Source organism: Aquimarina sp. EL_43, from assembly GCF_943422735.1.
In the GTDB taxonomy this organism is placed as follows: Bacteria; Bacteroidota; Bacteroidia; order Flavobacteriales; family Flavobacteriaceae; genus Aquimarina; species Aquimarina megaterium.
On sequence record NZ_CALSBR010000001.1, the window covers coordinates 3,506,354 to 3,523,287 of the forward strand.

Sequence of the window (16,934 nt, forward strand, 5' to 3'; positions counted from 1 at the left end):
TTATAAGACTTTTGTTTTTTTAGATATTTTTTTTATGATTATAACAGAAAGAATACTCCAAAGTAGTAAAGAGAAAATAGATAGCGCCTCGTTTTTTAGAATAGATAATACAGGTAAATGATCATATTCGAAATCAGGAAATGCTTCCCAATGACTCTTGTCTATAATACTAGGGGTATCTGTTTTTTTGTTTGGAATGAATTTCATTTGTAGTGAATTCATTTCTTGCGCAAGTTGATAACGATAGCGTTCTGCCTGATGCTGAAAATTAATATAGGAAGCGAAATCAGTTCCCGAAAAAGCCATAGAAATATGTTTTATTGCAGTATATGGGTTGAGTATAGCAGAGAACCTTTCGATGGCGTTTTGTCTTTTATATGTAGTCAATAAATCATTTAAATGCTGATTGTAAATTGAAGCACTGATTTTTTCACTTTGACTCATAATAAAACCTCCGTAGTTAAAAGGTAATTGGTCTACAGATTCAACATTATTTGCCAGGAGTACAGAATCTTTAATAGCTTTATAATGAATATCATCTGGATTGTGACTATCGCCTTCTTTTATCAAATCATTTTCTACAATAGATTCGAATTCTATTTTTGATGGAGTAGGATAAAGGTAATGTCCAAAAGCCTGAAGTGTTTTAGGAAGTATGATGATAAAGAAGAGCCAGATTCCTAAGAGTTTTATCAAAGAATCTTTAGCAGTTTTACTCATCGCAGAAATTAGAATGGTAATGCTACTAATAGTACCAAAAAACAGTACATAACTCAATATCAATATAAAATAGCTTAGCAATTCAGAAGATGTAATCGGATTACTTTCTGCCAAAAACATGAATAACAGAGTAATTATAATTACGGGAATAAAGAAAAACATAGCTAGACTCATTAAACCAAGAGATTTACCAAAAAATATTTCTGACCAGGTTGCTCCTTGATTGATCATTATTTTTAAGGTGTTATTTTCTCTTTCACCAGCTAAAGCTCCATATCCTAAATAGAAAATAAGCAATGGAAAAATGATTTTTAGCAACATAGCCATACTTACTTCTCCAAAACGAAGCAAGCCTGTAGAAAGGCTTGCTTCTGAGAAATTTATGGTATTTTGTTTATGAGCTTCTAAAAAAACGGCATTCCCCGTATAATTTTCCATTCCAAAATCAAACAGGCTTAGTTTGTGTTTTAGGCGAAAAGCAAAAGAACCATAGTGTGCCATGCGATGTGGGTGCTTATCTGGGTTACTCTCCCAGCTATGCCTGGCTTCTTCCTGATAAAAACTACGAATACGGTTTTGAGTATTGTAATTATCCCATCCACTATAGGCAGCAAATGCAATTAAAACAGTCACCAAAACCATAGTAATATGCAATATTTTGGATCTAAAGGTGGTTTGCCATAATTGTTTGGCGAATAATATGATTACTGACCTTCTCATAGGTTTAGAATTTATAAGTTGTTGTAAGCGTTATATTTCTAGGAGCTCCAGGAAACAAACGCGTATATGTTTGTGCACCCAACCAATATGTTTCATCAAATAAATTCCCCACATTTACAGCTACCTGTAGATTACTTTTCGTAGGAGTATAATACAGTGCTGCATCAAAAATAGTAGAAGCTGGTACTTCAAAATCACGTGTAAACCAGGGTACTTTACTTCCTTGATGTTGTACGCCAAAGCCAATACCCAAATCTCTTAGTATAGACCCATTGTCGAAGTTGTAACGTGTCCATAGATTTGCGCTATGTTTTGGTACGTTTTCTTTTCTGGCACCCTCCAAAGTGACATCGGCATCAGTTACGATAATTGCATCGATATAACTGTAAGAAGCATTTATTTGCCAATTAGGTAGTAAGTATCCTGCCATATCCCATTCAAATCCTCTACTACGATCGGCTCCACGTTGCACCAATAAATCAGGCTGCGTAGGGTCATTGGCGCTCATTAAAATGTTTTTCTGATTAATTTCGTAGATAGCCATGTTCATCGTTATCTTTTTATTAAACAAATCAGCTTTCATCCCTATTTCTTTTAAATCAGAAGTCAAAGGTTTGAACCTTGAAGCCGATTCATCGGCCCAAAAAAACTGACCTGTACTTGGCAGTAAGGTAACAGTGTTAGATTGCGGTTGGAAACCTTCTAGATAAGTACCATATACGTTAATGTTATCATTTACGGCATAAGTAATACCTATTCTGGGAAGAAGTCTTTGGTTTGTAAAAGAAGATTCATTAGCTGTTTTATAATGAGTTATATCTTCGAACCACTCATTTCTTAAACTCAATAATAGAGAGAATTTGTTCCATTTTAACTGCTCCTGGATGTATACAGCATTACTCATGGTCAATGCAGAAGGAACTGCAATACGCGAATTGATGGTATAATCCTGAATGTTTTGTATCGTGTATGATGGGTTTGCTAAATCAAAATGATTAACATTGGGTTTGGGCAATGTACTCCCCCCAATAGTAATGGTTTGATAATCTGATGCATTTGCTGGATCAAAAGACCTGGTGACACTACCATCATTTAATAAATACCCTCGTGCTGAGTTTTGACCACCTCCTTTAAGTTTTTTCCAGTAGTGCAAGTCATACCCAACCAATAATTTGTGATCTATCGACCCCGTTTTGAAATCAAAATTGAAATAACTGTTCACATTATCAATGCTCCAAAACTGCTTTCGTTGTACAAATCGCATAGCGACCAAACTGGGAATAGGCTCGTTCGCAATATCTACAGCAAATGTATTTGTAGTACGATGCTCCTGTAAATCTTCGGTCCAGGTTTGCTTCATATAAGAAGTGTTAAAAGTAATATTAGGACTAAATTTATGAGAAAGGTTCCCCATAATAATTACTTCCTTAGATTTGAAGAAATCGCTGGAAGCTCCTAAATTAAGACTTATCGGTGTGCTGTTAAGATTGGTTTGTCCGGCTACAGCACCAAAAATAGGTTGACCACGATCTAGGTTACCGTTCATGTTATTGAAAATGAATTCTGCATTGATGGCGGTCTTTTCATTGGGAATATAACTGAACGATGGTGATAATAATATTGATTTATTACTTATTAAATCACGGTAAGATTGTGCCGTTTGGTAGGCCCCATTGATACGATATAGTAATGTTTTTGACTCGTTAAGTGGCCCTGTGAAATCTAAGGACCCTCTCATAGTACTAAAACTACCTACACTTAAACTCACTTCTTTTCTATCTACAGATAAAGGTTTTTTGGTAACCATATTAATACTTCCACCGGGATCAACGCTAGCAAAAGTTGCGCTGGCAGGCCCTTTTATAACTTCTACTCTTTCTATGTTCGAGGTAAGTGGCTGTAAGAAATAAAACTGCCGAGTACGCATTCCGTTAATGATCTGCCCCTCTTCATTTTGGCTAATACCTCTTATGTTGTACTGATTATAAAAACTAGATGGACTAACACCACTAACGACTTTCACTGCATCTGCTAAGTGAAAGGCCTGCCTGTCGGCAATTAGCTCTTTGGTTACCGAAGCTATGGCCTGTGGTAGCTCTTTGTTTGCAATAGCCATTTTGGTCGCAGAAAAAGAATAGTCACTATTGTAATCTCGTTTTGTACGCCCTACTACTTCTACGGTTTGAAGTTGTAGTACATCTTCTTTTAGCGTTATTGTGCCAAGATCATACTCTTTATTTTCTAGAAAATCATAAGTCTTGTTGATCACATAAAAACCAACATAACTTATCTTAACTTCATAAGTTCCTGTTTTTTGCAAAACAAAGTTGAATTCTCCGTTTTCATTAGAAATAGTTCCTTCTTTTTTTTCTTCGATATCAAAAGAAATAGTAGCACCGGGAATAATGTTTTGTTTTTCGTCAATAATTTTGCCTTTAATATTGATTTGAGAAAAACTTTGCTGACAAATAATGGCAAATAAAATAATTAAAATCTCTTTTTTCATGGGGTAATTTTTAAATGGTTTCTAAATACAGTTCTTTTAGCTGGTTGGCATCAATACCACTTGTTTTAATCTGTTGAACAAGGGAACCTTCTTTCATTATTCCGATGGTAGTACCTACATGTACTGCGTTGAATATATCATGTGTGGCCATGAATATGGTTTTACCTTCTTTAGCGAGTTCTTTACAAGTTGTAGTAAATTCGGCCGATGCTTTAGGATCGAGACCAGATGTTGGTTCATCCATAAAAATCACATCAGCATTTTTGGCAACTGCAACCGCAATACCCACTTTTTGACGCATTCCTTTAGAATAAGTAGACAGATGTTGTAGGTGTGCTTCTTCCTGTAACCCAGCTTTTGTCAAAAATTTCTGTAGTTTTTCTTGAGGGTATTTATACCCAGCCAAACGACTGAAAAAATCTAAATTCTCTATTCCGGATAAATTCCCATAAAGCTGAACTGTCTCTGGGATATAGGCTGTTTTTTTCTTTATAGAAGTAGTATTGGATTGAATTTCTTCATTATCAATTAAGATTTGCCCACTATCGGGTTTTATAAAGCCAAGAAATAGATTAATAGTTGTAGTTTTTCCTGCCCCATTTTGACCAAGAAGACAGAATATAGAACCTTGTTCTACTTGAAAAGAAACATTGTTTACTGCTTTTTTTCCGTTATAGGTTTTTGACAAGTTTTTTGCTCTAAGCATTGTGTTTAAAGTATTATTGTATCTCTAAAAAAGAGATCGTATTAATAAATAGAAGTATAATCTTAAGTGGTAGTAACTAAACTGAGGTTTTGAATAAGAGAATAATTATTCCTTACATCAAAATGTTTATAACCTTGCGGTTATATGCAATTACAGTCTAATTAGAATACTTAAAATTGAAAATCGTTAAGTTTTAGACCCTAAAAACATGAGCAACAGAAGAAAGCCAGAGCTTATGAAAACATAAACCGAATTATCTTTTAAGGCTATAAGAATTGGCATTTATAGGTAGCGTCATTTCGTTGATTTAAGAAAATTCGCAAGTATAAAACCTGATGAGTAATCGCTTAAAAGAAAGAATTTAATCGTTAAAAATGAAAATAGAGTAAAATAACTATGCTAAAAAAGGAGGAGGTCTCGAAAATAGATTTGTAATATGTACATCACTACTATAAATGAAGCTGTAGTGACTTATTACATTTTTTTGAGTATAGAGCTCAAAAGTGCTACTTACATAGTTTTGGCTAGTGTCATTAACAGCAGCCGGAGTAAAATTGGTTATAGAAACGAGATCACAAACTTCGCAATGTTCTATACCATCATCATTATGAGTAAGTACATGCAAGCCTGCCACTTTCAGAGAAAGGAAAATGACAATAAAAATATAGGTAATGTAATTTTTTAAATCCCCAATTTTCATAACAGACAAACCTACCAAATAATATACAGATAAAATGTTAAAAAAACCTAAATTGTTTGGATGGTTAGAAAGAATACAATACAGGTATAACGTGGCTTTAAAAATTGATAAGGTATACTATATAAAGTTTTAGATGGTTTCTAGGCAGGACTATTTATAACTTTAATTTAGTACTAATCATTTAAGTTGTTTAAGAGAAGTCCCTCTATTATAAAGGATTTATTCATTTGACCTATGAAGTTAAATAAAATCATAATCAAATATATTTAACTTGTATATACAATTTGAATATATATATTTGTAGATATGAAGTACGAAATAGAACAATGCCTGGGAGCAAGAATAAATGGTCTTTCTCGAAGGATAGATAACATTTACCGTAAGCATTTAAAGAATAAAGGAGTTACACAAAGTCAGTTAAGCATAATGTTGGCATTGTATAAGATGGGAGAATCAGAGCAACATGTAATTGCTGGCATATTAAATTTTGAAACTTCATCATTAACTCGAATTTTAGTCAGGCTAATGAATCAAAAATATGTTATAAAAACAGGAGCAGTAAACCGCCCATCAATCGCTTTAACAAAATTAGGAATAAAAAAAGTGAAAGAAGTATTACCTAATTGGGAGAATGCCATGGATGAAGTACATGAAATGTTAGGAGAAAAATCTGTAAAAGCATTCTCGACTTTTGAAAAAGGATTTAAGTAGTCTTTTTTTATAATTATTAACTTGTATATACAATTTAAAAAAATGAAAATATTAATAACAGCTGCAAATGGCCATACGGGATTTACAACAGCAATAGAATTATTAAACTTAGGTGCCGAAGTTAGAGCATTTGTAAGAAATCCAAATAGTGAGAAAGCTCAAGAACTTAAAAAAATAGGGGCAGAAATCTTTGTTGGAGACATAGAAGATATAAGAGACGTTAGAAAAGCTTTGAGCGGAATTCGACGTGCATATTTTGTGCCTACTTATCCTAATGTATTATTTCAGGGATCCACATTTGCAACGGTTTTAGAAGAATTAGAAATCGAACATGTAGTTCTTTTAACACAATGGACTTCATCAAATAGACATCCTTCAATCTATACAAAAGAACATTGGTTAGTAGATCAAATATTTGGCAGATTAAAACATACAAAATTAACAGTACTAAATCCTGGTTTGTTTGCTTTTGTGTATTTTATGACACCAGCTCCGCTTACTCAATTTGGAATGTTACCAGACTTTGGAGAAAATGCACCGCCGTCTAATGAAGATATAGGCCTGGTCGCAGCACACATTCTCAAAGAGCCCTCGGCACATATAAATAAAACCTACAGAGTTACAGGAAAAGAAGTATTGAGTACCCAACAAATGGCAAATATTATTGGTATGGTAGTAGGTAGAAAAGTAAAAGCTATAAAAATGTCTAATGCTATGATGTATAAAGTACTACGAGCTTACGGTTATCCACAGCGAGATGCCTCGCAAGTGGTTGCACATTACGTCGAAGAGGCACATAAAGGAACTTTTGGTTTTAATGCTCCCAATAGTGTTGTCAAGAATATTACCGGTAAAGAAGCAGACGATTTTCTAACGATAGCACAAAAATATCTTTCGACCATGCCAGAAGCCAAGCAAACTTTTAAGAACAAGTTAAAAGCGATACGATTTATGATCAAAGTAGTATTTACAAAAACCTGGGATATGAAAAAATATGAGAAAGAGCAAGGTTTTCCTAATTTTAAAGATACCTCATTTTGTATGGATTCTGAAGAGTGGAAACTAACACATGAGTAAAATAACGAGTTAATCAAATATTTAAACAAAGGTGTATTTATTAGAGGAATTAAAGCACACGATAAAGTTTTTATTTAGAAGATAAAATAAGAGTTTTTTATTCTAGAAAAGACCGTTTTGGTGTAGTTTTTATTATGGAATGTGAATCATTAGAAGAAGCGAAAAAATTATAGAAAGCCTTCCGTTTGTAAAGAAAATGTATTGAGTTTTGATCTAATTCCTAGTTTTATTTTTCATTTTATAAGCTCAGATAAATTACCAAATATTTGAATACTGTTATTGGTTTTTTCTTTTAATCTATATTTTGATTGGTGTCCATTCGCGATCAGAATACAATTTACACCTAATTGATTTGCAACGTCGAAATCGTGGATTGTATCCCCTATTAAAACTGTTTTGTCTATATCAATTAAATTGTTTTCTATTAAACTAAGACCTTTATCGATCTTACTTTCGGCTTTGTGATTGTCTAAACCTTCAACTTGTTCGAATACCTGTTCGATTACGTAATGTTTAAGCAAGCTGATAACACTTTCTTTGTGAGCCGCAGTTAATATAAATTGTTTACTATTTTTGTTGTTAACTTCGTTCAAAATGCTCATTGCTCCGTTTTGAAGTTTGCATTTATGAACGTTGGTTAGATAATCAGATATAAACTTAGAGGTGAGCACCTCAAAAGATTCCTTTTCAAAGTCAATACCAATTTTTTTATAATAATCTGAAATCGGAAAACCAAATACTTCTCTATAAGAATCAATATCTAACTTCCTGTTATTATGATTTAAAAGTAATTTGTTGACAATTTCAACGCATAACCAGCTATCATTTAGAAGAGTTCCGTTCCAATCCCAAATGATGTTTTCGTAATGATATAAGGGATTATTCTTCATACTAAAAACAAACTTTTATTAGTTGCAGATTGATTATTAAATTATTTTATAGAATGCCAGGAGTATTGCTGCCTGCCTGATCGTAAAAAATAGGATTGCTACCAGGTAAGGTATATAGTTCTTACTATTTCTTTTATCTTTTACAATCAAACCTAGTAATAAAATACTTTTCAATGCAAAACCAGTACTCATATTTTGCATAAACGAGAAATCTAACCAATGTATGAATATCCTTCCTATTGCAGGAAAAATAAATACTAAGGTTAGTACTATCATATAGCGCATATGAAGTTGCACTTTTTTTTTATAATAAATGGCTAATACATAAAATAGAATTACAGAAATAATATCTGATGTGGTAAGTATGGTTAAGGGTAAGTAGTTATATTGAATTTGTTTAAGAAATATAGGTATAAATGAAATTAGTATTAATATAAAAAGAACATAAGAAAATTTGCCTAGTAGTCGATGATAATAGTATTTTTTGGCTTTAATTAGCATTGGTTGAACGATAAATAAAATAATCCATATAGCAGACACAATAAAATGAAAATGAATTGTTATACCTGGATCTTTTTCAAAATTTGGAAATTGACTTAAATATGTTTTTAAAAAACCAATAATTGTAATTGGAACTAATACAAGTAATAGCATTCCTAAATTTTTATATCCTTTTTCCATTTATAAATTAAATTTGTTAGTTGTTATTCGATATACCTCTCGAATTTGTGAGGGCAATATTTACTTTTTTTAGATTATCAAAGTTTTTCACGATATCTCATTTAAAAATTAAACTTTGGTAACCACATGTATTTGGTAGCGAATATGGTCCCAAGCATAGTGAAGATTGCGAAAAGAAAAATCAATAATACAATAGAATATTTGAGCAGTTTTTGTGTTTTACGGCAAGTAAAAAAATAGTATTCCAAAAAGACAAGGGGAACCAAATAATTTGCATAAGAAATAAATATTGAAAACGTCTTAACCAAGTTATTTGGGAAATCAAAAAAATAAAACCAACCATAACCCAATCTAATATACCAAACGCCACTAGCCACCATAAATAAACGTAATGCCCAGCGAGAATGGGTAATGATTTGATTTACACGAATATAATGATATGTTAAGATTGAAAAAATAATTATCAAAACACCTCCTAATGTAGTGCCAATATGTTCGATTAAACCAGCTTGTGGGTTACCACGTACCCAAACCATATACAATCCAGCAAAACTTGTAATAACAACAGCAAATAAATAAATCCTTCCTGCCCAACGATGAAAAACAAGAAATTGATTACGTATTTTTGGAACTAATTGAAGTGGTCCGAACCCTAAAATAAGTACAGAAATAAAAATATGAGTGGCTACAGCATAATTCCCTACAGAGTCATTAACCACGTAGCCTGTAACGAGTTGATTTCCACTCCATGCTACTAAACCTTTTTGAATAGCTGGAAAAATATAATAAAACAAAAGGTAAATTATAAATCCCCATTGACCTAATAATGTCGTTAAAAACCAAACTGAAATCGCTTTTTTAATCACACTTTTTCTTTAAAACACCTTGAAGACCAGTATTTCTAATCAAATAGGCAGTATGACTACAAAGCTAATATCTACCTATTTAAAAAATCTCAATTCTATTATAGAAGGTATACTGATTTATAAATCAAGAAATAAAAAATGATGTATTTAGAGAAAAAAGAAATTAATGAGATAAATAGGAAGGAAGACCAATAACTTATAGTAGTAATTTTTATAAACATCAGTTTACACTAATTCATTAATCAAGCAGTCTTAATTTTATTTAACTTCTCCTTAATATAGTATGAAGGTGTTAATCCAGTATATTTCTTAAATGCATTATAAAAGGCCGAAGAAGAATTAAACCCAGATATATCTGCAATGTGTGCTATCGTATAATTACAAAATTCTTTATCTTTTTCAATCCTTGCTAATACATAGTTTACTCTTAGTTCATTAATAAAATCGGTAAATTTCTTTTGGTAATGACTATTGATTGTATTAGAAAGATAAGTGGTATTAGTACTTAATATATTAGCCAGTTTAGAAAGAGTAAGTCCCTTGTCTAAAAATAATTCAGAATTCATCACTTCTTTAAGTAACTGAACCAGTTCTATATTCACTTCTTGTTCAGCGATACTATGTTTGTTTGTTGATTCTTTAGATTTTACCTTAGAACGTATGAGTTCTTGATTTTTGATGAATAGTATTTCATTTTGTTCTTTTTCTCGTTTATAAAACTGCCAAATAGCAAATGAAATAAGCAACAGTAATGCAACCAGAAAAATTGCCAATAACAATTGATTTTTTTGCCGTTTATTCATTAGTGTCACACTTTCATTTTCCTGCTGTAGTAGTTTAATCTCTAGATCCTTTTTATTAGATTCGTATTTTTCAACAATTTCAGCTACTGTTTTCTTGTCCTGTAATTGATGAGTAGAATCTGAGTGCCTTAAAAACTTGTCAAAATAAAATTCACCATTTTTATTATCATTCAGTCTGTAATACGACATAGATAATCTTTTATAAATGGTATCCAGGACTTCCATCCTTGAGTTGGGTAATGCTTTAAGATAGCTTTCTATTGCATCATAATATTGATTATTTTGAAAATATGCTGTTCCTATGTCTCTGTAGATTAATTGCTCCTTGCCACCAAGATTCATTTTTCGAGCTTCAAAAAGAGCTTTTTCTGCATATTTTATTGCGTTTTTATAATCATTTTTTCGCGTGTATAAATAACTCAACTGTTGATAAATAGTTGGAATAAAAAAATCAGCTTCATTTTTTGAAGCCAAATCTATGGCATTCATAAAGATATCATATGCCTGATCACGTTTAGAACTCAATTCAGCCATATTCATTTGGGTACTAATATATGTACAGACATCCTTATAGACCTTATCACTATAGTTGTATTGCAATGCTTTTTGGTAATTTTCCATCGCCTGTGATTCTCTTTTTAATGTAAATTGAATCATTCCTAACCCGTTGTATACTCTTCCTAAACTAACACTATCCTCAATTTTTTTGAAATATGAGATTGATTTCAGAAAAGCTTGACTTGACTTAATGTAGTTTTTCTTATTAAATAGTGTGTAACCCAAATATTTAAGTGTATTACCTAACGTTTTATCGCCTAAAGAAATACTATCTAGAAGGTTGAGGTTTAGTAATCTTTCGGAAGCCGTATATTCACCTTGCACTAATTTTGCAGATGCCATAGCGACACGAGCCTTAGCTACTAATCTATTATTGTTTATTGAATTGGAAATATGATAGGCTTTATTAGCAAAAAAATAGGCTGAATCTGCGTCTTTTGTCCAGTTTTTCTCAAAAAGATTTAACAAAGAATCGATCTTCTTTTCTTGTTGAGCGATACTGCTAAAGCTAATACAACATACAATTATATAAGTGATTAGAACATGTTTTTTCATAAAAAATTGGATGACTTTCTTAATGTACAAAATTGGAATTAAAAGCAGTACTTAAATTCTTATTCCTTTTTCTCTATTCAGTATTTACTACACTCAATACTCTAGGTAGCCACATTCCTTTAGTAGCTAAAAAAATACCAATCATCATATATAGGGTAACAGCAAACAAAAGTATAGATAACCTTTTTTCTGACTTATGATTTTTACCTTTCTTCACTTGTAAATAGAACTCTAAAATAGCTAATGGAATTAGGTAAGAAGCAAAAGACCAATAATCGAAAAAATTATCAACTTGAAAACCAAATAAGTCTTCTATAAAAAACCAGGTTCTATACCCAATGCGTAGAAACCAAACACCACTTGCCACAATAAATAAGCGTAATGCCCATTGGCGATGCGGTTTTATTTTTCTTTGTAAAGCAAAACGTAAGGTTTGTATAGCAAAAAAGACAATAAGAATTCCTTCAATGGTAATAGCAATATCTTGATAAATACTTCCGAAAGAGGGGCGTGGGCGAGACCAGGTTAAATATACTCCTCCTAAACTTAAAATAAAGATTAGCGGTAAATAAATACGACCAATCCATTTGTGAAATCTTCTATAATCCCTCTGGATTTTAGGAATCAATTGTAATGGACCAGCAACAATAACGAAAATCGGGATAATAAGATGTGATGCTAATATTACATTACCTGTAAAATCACCATCTATATACCCATTAGGCATATGTTTACCTCCCATAGATCCCATACCACTTGCCAAAATTTTATACCCATGATAAATAGCCACATAAGCCGCAAAAATCCATTGCCCAACGAGCATTACTATAAACCAAATGGTTGTGCTGTACTTTAAATTAGAGAAAAAAATCATTATATAACATTTAGGAATGTTGCATAAATAATGAATGATTTTAAATGCTACTACAGAATAGATCTATTAAATCTCCTGATTTATAAATTGAAAGAAATTACTATATAACTCTCTTGGTGATAGCGTTTACAGGGATTTAAGCCTAGTAGATCTATTCAATATGTATTATTAGCAAATCGAAAACTAAAACTTTTTTTGAAGAAGACTTGAGGTAAATAAAACACATAAAAACTACACTTCTAAGTTCTAACAAATAAAAAATCCAATCACTATTGTGATTGGATTTTTTTGGTCGGGGTGGCAGGATTCGAACCTGCGACCTCCGCGTCCCAAACGCGGCGCGATAACCGGGCTACGCTACACCCCGAGGTGTATATTTCCCTTTTGAGGGTGCAAATATAGACAAATCATTTAAAATAAAACCAAATTATAGTATAAAGTAAAGAATTTTTTACTCCTTGTTTTAAAAATGAGAAAAAACCCTTCTTATACCTTGATATAAAAAGGGTTTTACATAGGTATGGGGTATTATGCGTGATAATATCGTTCTCTATAAATTTTTCCATCTTTCCACTCGGTAACAACAGTCTGTTCAGAAAGCATAGTACTACCATCTTTTAGTTTTAATTCCATTACAGCGTCATAAAAAGAGTGATTTCCATTAATGGCATAATTGTTAACATCATATCTAATAAATTCTGAAAGCTGATTATCTATAAAATCCTGCTCAAACTTAAGATTAAACGCTTTTCCTTTTTTGGGAGCATCATTGGCTTCTTTTAGTTCTACATCATCATGTAAGTAAGTGTCCATAGCTTCAATAAAAGCGCCTTTCGACAATAATTCGTGAACGTGTTTAAGGTTTTTTTCAATTGTATTTTCCATGTTTGTTTTATTTTTTTAGAGTTAACTATTGTTTTGTATTTGATGATGTAAAGATGCGATGATACTTGCTTTCTAAAAATGTAGTTTTTCCCTTAACTCTTGTCAATTTTTCCCGGGAAGCACATTTATGATGTAATCGAATTAGAAATGGTGATTATGTATCAAATTACTTAGAAAAAACAGAGTATACATGTGTTGGTGTTAGGATACTTTTTATACGCATGATTTTTTTAGTTTTTATAAAAAAAATAAGGGTTTTGTTTAATGATTAAACCAGAGCTAGGTCGTATCTTTATAGACCAAAAGAAGCTTCTGGGAAAACAGTCTTTTTTTTCATGTTTGTAACTCGTGTTACTGACTATTATTATGCTGAAAAGTATCTTTGTAAAACTGAAGATTTAAAAAAAACAGATCTTATGGAAAATCTTGATGCGGCAAGACTCCAAATGGCATTTACTCTAATATTTCATATTGTTTTTGCTTGTATTGGTATGGTCATGCCTTTTTTTATGGTGGTATCTCACTATAAGTGGCTTAAAACAAGGGATCAGGTATATTTGACCTTAACCAAATCGTGGCAAAAGGGAGTAGCAATATTTTTTGTTACGGGTGCTGTTTCGGGCACAGCATTATCTTTTGAACTGGGATTACTTTGGCCCGAGTTTATGAAACATGCCGGACCCATTATCGGAATGCCTTTTTCATTAGAGGGAGCAGCCTTTTTTGTAGAAGCCATAGCCTTAGGTTTTTATTTGTATGGATGGGGTAAACTACCAGAGAGATTTCATTGGATAACCGGAGTTATTATTGGTTTATCTGGAGTAGCATCAGGAATTTTGGTAGTTGCTGCTAATGGATGGATGAATGCTCCAACAGGATTTGAATATATAGATGGAAAATTCCTAAATATAGATCCGATCCAGGCGATGTTAAACCCTGCCTGGTTTACACAAGCTTTGCATATGACATTGGCTGCTTTTACAGCTACTGGTTTTGCCGTTGCAGGGGTTCATGCATATCAGGTATATCGAAAAAGAAAAGTAGAATTACATAAAAAAGCATTTAAGATAGCAATAACATTTGGAGCAATAGCAGCAATACTACAGCCGATTAGTGGTGACATTTCGGCTAAAGATATTGCAGAACGCCAACCTGTAAAGCTTGCAGCGATGGAAGCACACTATAATACTGAAAAAGGCGCTCCTTTATATATCGGTGGAATAGTAAATGCAGAAAAACAAGAAGTGAACTATAAAATAGCAATTCCGGGAATGTTATCATTTCTCGCTTTTTCAGATTTTGAAGCTGAAGTTAAAGGATTAAATGATTTTCCTAAGGACGAATGGCCCAATGTACCTATGGTGCATTATGCATTTCAGATCATGGTAGGAATTGGCACCCTTTTACTTTTTGCAGGAATTCTATATTTTATATCATTAAAAAAGAAAAAATGGTTTGCTAATCATAAGTATTGGTTACTATTTGTGTTATTGGCCCCAATGGGATTTATTGCATTAGAGGCAGGATGGATCGTTACAGAAGTAGGAAGACAACCCTGGATAATTCATAATATCATGAAAACTAAAGATGCAGTAACTCCTATGCCAGGTATTGTGTTTAGCTTCTATATGTATATTGCAGTATACCTTACCTTATCGATTGCTGTAACCTGGTTGATGCTTAGACAAATAAAAGTTTTAAATAATTCAAATCACTAAATATGCTGTATGTTGTATTATTCTTTTTGATTTTTTCCCTGTATCTCTATGTAGTTTTAGGTGGCGCAGATTATGGAGCTGGGATAGTAGAGCTTTTTTCATCAGAAGAAAATCAGAAGATTACCAAAAAAACTATTTATCGTGTCATGGGACCCGTTTGGGAAGCTAACCATATTTGGATTATTATTTTGATTGTGATTCTATGGATTGCATTTCCTGTGTATTATAATATCATGGTAGTGAGTTTGCATATCCCACTTACCATAATATTATTAGGAGTTACCCTTAGAGGGGTAGCTTTTGTATTTAGGCATTATGATGCTATTATTGATAACTCTCAGAAGTTATATGATAATATGTTTAAAATCTCTAGTTTGATAACCCCCATATTTTTAGGAATGGTATTCGGGGCATTGATTAGTGGCGAAATACGTATAGTAGATGATATTAGTTCTTTAACATTTTATGAAGCATTTGTAAAGCCTTGGTTTAATGTATTTAGCATATTGGTCGGATTATTTTTTGCAGCACTTTGTGCATTTTTATCTTCAGTACTGCTAATAGGGGAGTCAAAAGAAGGAAATGAAAATATTTATATTAGAAAATCGGCTATTGCTACAATTGTTGTTTTTGTTGTAGGGCTGTTAACCTTTGGGTATGGATACATTGTCGAGAATGTATTTGTACAGGAGTTTATGAAAAACCCTATTACAATAATTTCTGTTGTATTTTCTGCATTTCTGTTATTTCCGTTATGGAAAACTATCAAAAAAGGGAATACAGTATGGAGTAGGTTTTTTGCAGGATTGCAGGTGTTTTTAATTTTATCAGCAGTTTTAATTTCTCATTATCCAGATATAATAATTACCCAAACAGGAAGCGTTAGTTTAATAGAAAACATAGCTCCTGATAGTGTTATTAATGTCTTAGGGATATCTCTTATCATTGGTGGGGCAGTCATTTTACCAGGATTATTTCATTTGTTAAAATCATTTAAAATGATCAAAATTCTAGAAAGAGATTAATATGTATATCTCACCCGGCAATTTTTAAAAAAAGTATTCTACTTAAATTATTTCTTGTATTTCTATACCAATTTCTTATCCTAAAACATAGGTGTTTCCTGATATAATAAACTTAAAAAAGGTTCATGAATTTTAACTTTTTAGGAATTATTTTTTGGCGTCTCATAATTTGAGATCATCACACATTAGTTTTACCAAAGTTTTCAAATAGGAAGCAACTCAAAAAAATAATGTTTAATTAAAATTCGATCAAAAAATGAGAAATTTAACAGGTAAGGAATTAAGAGAAACTAATGGAGGAATAGACGGTTTAGCTGCAGCTTTGGCTGAGATAGCAAGACAAATGGAAGCGATTAAGAAATTAGGAACGTTAACAGGAACTACTGATGATATACACAACTAGTATTGTGTATACTTGGATCTAAAATTATCAACTATGAAAGATTTACAAAAATTAGGAAAGCCTTTGAGTAAGACTCAACAAAAGGAAATAAAAGGAGGAGCAGCAAGAATTCCAATTGGTGATATTGATGACTGTATATTTCCATTAGCACCACCGCCACCAGGATGTAACTGGCATATTGATATGAAAGCGTGTACGGCAAAACTTGTCTGTCTGGATCTCATTGAAATAAGATAATTTCATAAAGGCTATCAAAATAACTTGATAGCCTTTTTTAATTCGTTTCTGTCATAAATATCCCTTTAAAAAAAGTTTAAGTATGAGATTGAATATGTTTGGGAGTAAAGTGAAATCGTCATAAAAAGTTTTGCATTTTAGTTTATAATCGATTCCCAAAAATTAGAATAAAAAGTTATATTTGCACTCTTAATTTTTCGGGATGTGGCGCAGTCCGGTTAGCGTACACGGCTGGGGGCCGTGTGGTCGCAGGTTCAAATCCTGTCATCCCGACACCAAAAGAGGTTCTGATAAAGGAT

Annotated in this window: 16 protein-coding genes and 2 tRNA genes; 7 read left to right on the forward strand and 11 right to left on the reverse strand. The window is 32.2% G+C overall.

What is annotated here, in order from left to right; translation table 11 throughout:
- The 4 genes from NNL09_RS15020 to NNL09_RS15035 all read right to left on the reverse strand — a co-directional run bounded on the left by NNL09_RS15020 (position 1) and on the right by NNL09_RS15035 (position 5,352).
- Positions 1 to 1,440 (reverse strand): DUF3526 domain-containing protein, encoded by a 1,440-nt coding sequence (locus tag NNL09_RS15020; RefSeq protein ID WP_196909711.1) that lies wholly within the window; start codon positions 1,438 to 1,440, stop codon positions 1 to 3.
- Between the two features lie 4 nt (positions 1,441 to 1,444).
- Entirely contained in the window at positions 1,445 to 3,946 is a 2,502-nt protein-coding gene (locus tag NNL09_RS15025) for a TonB-dependent receptor (RefSeq protein WP_196909712.1), read from the reverse strand.
- Positions 3,947 to 3,956: 10 nt separating this feature from the next.
- A complete protein-coding gene (locus tag NNL09_RS15030) occupies positions 3,957 to 4,652 on the reverse strand; it encodes an ABC transporter ATP-binding protein (protein ID WP_196909713.1) in 696 nt (231 codons plus the stop codon).
- A gap of 394 nt (positions 4,653 to 5,046) precedes the next feature.
- Positions 5,047 to 5,352 (reverse strand): hypothetical protein, encoded by a 306-nt coding sequence (locus NNL09_RS15035; protein WP_025666332.1) that lies wholly within the window; start codon positions 5,350 to 5,352, stop codon positions 5,047 to 5,049.
- A gap of 306 nt (positions 5,353 to 5,658) precedes the next feature.
- On the opposite strand from NNL09_RS15035, the gene NNL09_RS15040 reads away from it, so the two are divergent.
- Together NNL09_RS15040 and NNL09_RS15045 are read left to right on the forward strand one after the other, a co-directional pair.
- Positions 5,659 to 6,063 carry a MarR family winged helix-turn-helix transcriptional regulator gene (locus tag NNL09_RS15040; RefSeq protein ID WP_025666333.1) on the forward strand — a complete coding sequence of 135 codons (405 nt, stop codon included), beginning with the start codon at positions 5,659 to 5,661 and terminating at the stop codon, positions 6,061 to 6,063.
- A gap of 42 nt (positions 6,064 to 6,105) precedes the next feature.
- On the forward strand, positions 6,106 to 7,140 hold the full coding sequence (locus tag NNL09_RS15045; RefSeq protein WP_196909714.1) for an NmrA family NAD(P)-binding protein: 1,035 nt from the start codon (positions 6,106 to 6,108) through the stop codon (positions 7,138 to 7,140).
- 233 nt (positions 7,141 to 7,373) lie between these two features.
- Here NNL09_RS15045 and NNL09_RS15050 read toward each other — a convergent pair whose 3' ends face one another.
- The 7 genes from NNL09_RS15050 to NNL09_RS15080 all read right to left on the reverse strand — a co-directional run bounded on the left by NNL09_RS15050 (position 7,374) and on the right by NNL09_RS15080 (position 13,252).
- Positions 7,374 to 8,030 (reverse strand): HAD family hydrolase, encoded by a 657-nt coding sequence (locus tag NNL09_RS15050; RefSeq protein WP_196909715.1) that lies wholly within the window; start codon positions 8,028 to 8,030, stop codon positions 7,374 to 7,376.
- Between the two features lie 36 nt (positions 8,031 to 8,066).
- Positions 8,067 to 8,711, reverse strand: coding sequence for a hypothetical protein (locus tag NNL09_RS15055; protein WP_196909716.1), 645 nt, complete (start codon positions 8,709 to 8,711; stop codon positions 8,067 to 8,069).
- Positions 8,712 to 8,812: 101 nt separating this feature from the next.
- The gene (locus NNL09_RS15060; RefSeq protein WP_196909717.1) at positions 8,813 to 9,577 is read right to left on the reverse strand and encodes a DUF2306 domain-containing protein; all 765 of its coding nucleotides are present in this window, start codon (positions 9,575 to 9,577) and stop codon (positions 8,813 to 8,815) included.
- A 242-nt stretch (positions 9,578 to 9,819) separates the two neighbouring features.
- Positions 9,820 to 11,493 (reverse strand): helix-turn-helix domain-containing protein, encoded by a 1,674-nt coding sequence (locus tag NNL09_RS15065; protein WP_196909718.1) that lies wholly within the window; start codon positions 11,491 to 11,493, stop codon positions 9,820 to 9,822.
- A gap of 73 nt (positions 11,494 to 11,566) precedes the next feature.
- Positions 11,567 to 12,367, reverse strand: coding sequence for a DUF2306 domain-containing protein (locus tag NNL09_RS15070; RefSeq protein ID WP_196909719.1), 801 nt, complete (start codon positions 12,365 to 12,367; stop codon positions 11,567 to 11,569).
- A 289-nt stretch (positions 12,368 to 12,656) separates the two neighbouring features.
- A tRNA-Pro gene (locus NNL09_RS15075) sits at positions 12,657 to 12,734 on the reverse strand.
- A 161-nt stretch (positions 12,735 to 12,895) separates the two neighbouring features.
- A complete protein-coding gene (locus NNL09_RS15080; protein WP_025666341.1) occupies positions 12,896 to 13,252 on the reverse strand; it encodes a hypothetical protein in 357 nt (118 codons plus the stop codon).
- 416 nt (positions 13,253 to 13,668) lie between these two features.
- Here NNL09_RS15080 and NNL09_RS15085 point away from each other — a divergent pair, with 416 nt between their 5' ends.
- The 5 genes from NNL09_RS15085 to NNL09_RS15105 all read left to right on the forward strand — a co-directional run bounded on the left by NNL09_RS15085 (position 13,669) and on the right by NNL09_RS15105 (position 16,908).
- The gene (locus tag NNL09_RS15085) at positions 13,669 to 14,970 is read left to right on the forward strand and encodes a cytochrome ubiquinol oxidase subunit I (RefSeq protein WP_196909720.1); all 1,302 of its coding nucleotides are present in this window, start codon (positions 13,669 to 13,671) and stop codon (positions 14,968 to 14,970) included.
- Between the two features lie 2 nt (positions 14,971 to 14,972).
- On the forward strand, positions 14,973 to 15,995 hold the full coding sequence (locus NNL09_RS15090) for a cytochrome d ubiquinol oxidase subunit II (RefSeq protein ID WP_025666343.1): 1,023 nt from the start codon (positions 14,973 to 14,975) through the stop codon (positions 15,993 to 15,995).
- A gap of 256 nt (positions 15,996 to 16,251) precedes the next feature.
- Complete coding sequence (locus NNL09_RS15095; protein ID WP_159025531.1) at positions 16,252 to 16,398, forward strand: hypothetical protein; 147 nt, start codon at positions 16,252 to 16,254, stop codon at positions 16,396 to 16,398.
- Between the two features lie 63 nt (positions 16,399 to 16,461).
- Positions 16,462 to 16,635: a hypothetical protein gene (locus tag NNL09_RS15100; RefSeq protein WP_196909721.1), complete on the forward strand. Its 174-nt coding sequence runs from the start codon at positions 16,462 to 16,464 to the stop codon at positions 16,633 to 16,635.
- A 198-nt stretch (positions 16,636 to 16,833) separates the two neighbouring features.
- Positions 16,834 to 16,908 (forward strand) — tRNA-Pro (locus tag NNL09_RS15105).
- Positions 16,909 to 16,934 lie beyond the last annotated feature (26 nt).

What these genes read in the sequence shown, in the direction of transcription:
- NNL09_RS15020 (WP_196909711.1), bottom strand. Translation starts at nt 1,440, where the DNA reads ATGAGAAGGTCAGTAATCATATTATTCGCCAAACAATTATGGCAAACC.
- NNL09_RS15025 (WP_196909712.1), bottom strand. Translation starts at nt 3,946, where the DNA reads ATGAAAAAAGAGATTTTAATTATTTTATTTGCCATTATTTGTCAGCAA.
- NNL09_RS15030 (WP_196909713.1), bottom strand. Translation starts at nt 4,652, where the DNA reads ATGCTTAGAGCAAAAAACTTGTCAAAAACCTATAACGGAAAAAAAGCA.
- NNL09_RS15035 (WP_025666332.1), bottom strand. Translation starts at nt 5,352, where the DNA reads ATGAAAATTGGGGATTTAAAAAATTACATTACCTATATTTTTATTGTC.
- NNL09_RS15040 (WP_025666333.1), top strand. Translation starts at nt 5,659, where the DNA reads ATGAAGTACGAAATAGAACAATGCCTGGGAGCAAGAATAAATGGTCTT.
- NNL09_RS15045 (WP_196909714.1), top strand. Translation starts at nt 6,106, where the DNA reads ATGAAAATATTAATAACAGCTGCAAATGGCCATACGGGATTTACAACA.
- NNL09_RS15050 (WP_196909715.1), bottom strand. Translation starts at nt 8,030, where the DNA reads ATGAAGAATAATCCCTTATATCATTACGAAAACATCATTTGGGATTGG.
- NNL09_RS15055 (WP_196909716.1), bottom strand. Translation starts at nt 8,711, where the DNA reads ATGGAAAAAGGATATAAAAATTTAGGAATGCTATTACTTGTATTAGTT.
- NNL09_RS15065 (WP_196909718.1), bottom strand. Translation starts at nt 11,493, where the DNA reads ATGAAAAAACATGTTCTAATCACTTATATAATTGTATGTTGTATTAGC.
- NNL09_RS15070 (WP_196909719.1), bottom strand. Translation starts at nt 12,367, where the DNA reads ATGATTTTTTTCTCTAATTTAAAGTACAGCACAACCATTTGGTTTATA.
- NNL09_RS15080 (WP_025666341.1), bottom strand. Translation starts at nt 13,252, where the DNA reads ATGGAAAATACAATTGAAAAAAACCTTAAACACGTTCACGAATTATTG.
- NNL09_RS15085 (WP_196909720.1), top strand. Translation starts at nt 13,669, where the DNA reads ATGGAAAATCTTGATGCGGCAAGACTCCAAATGGCATTTACTCTAATA.
- NNL09_RS15090 (WP_025666343.1), top strand. Translation starts at nt 14,973, where the DNA reads ATGCTGTATGTTGTATTATTCTTTTTGATTTTTTCCCTGTATCTCTAT.
- NNL09_RS15095 (WP_159025531.1), top strand. Translation starts at nt 16,252, where the DNA reads ATGAGAAATTTAACAGGTAAGGAATTAAGAGAAACTAATGGAGGAATA.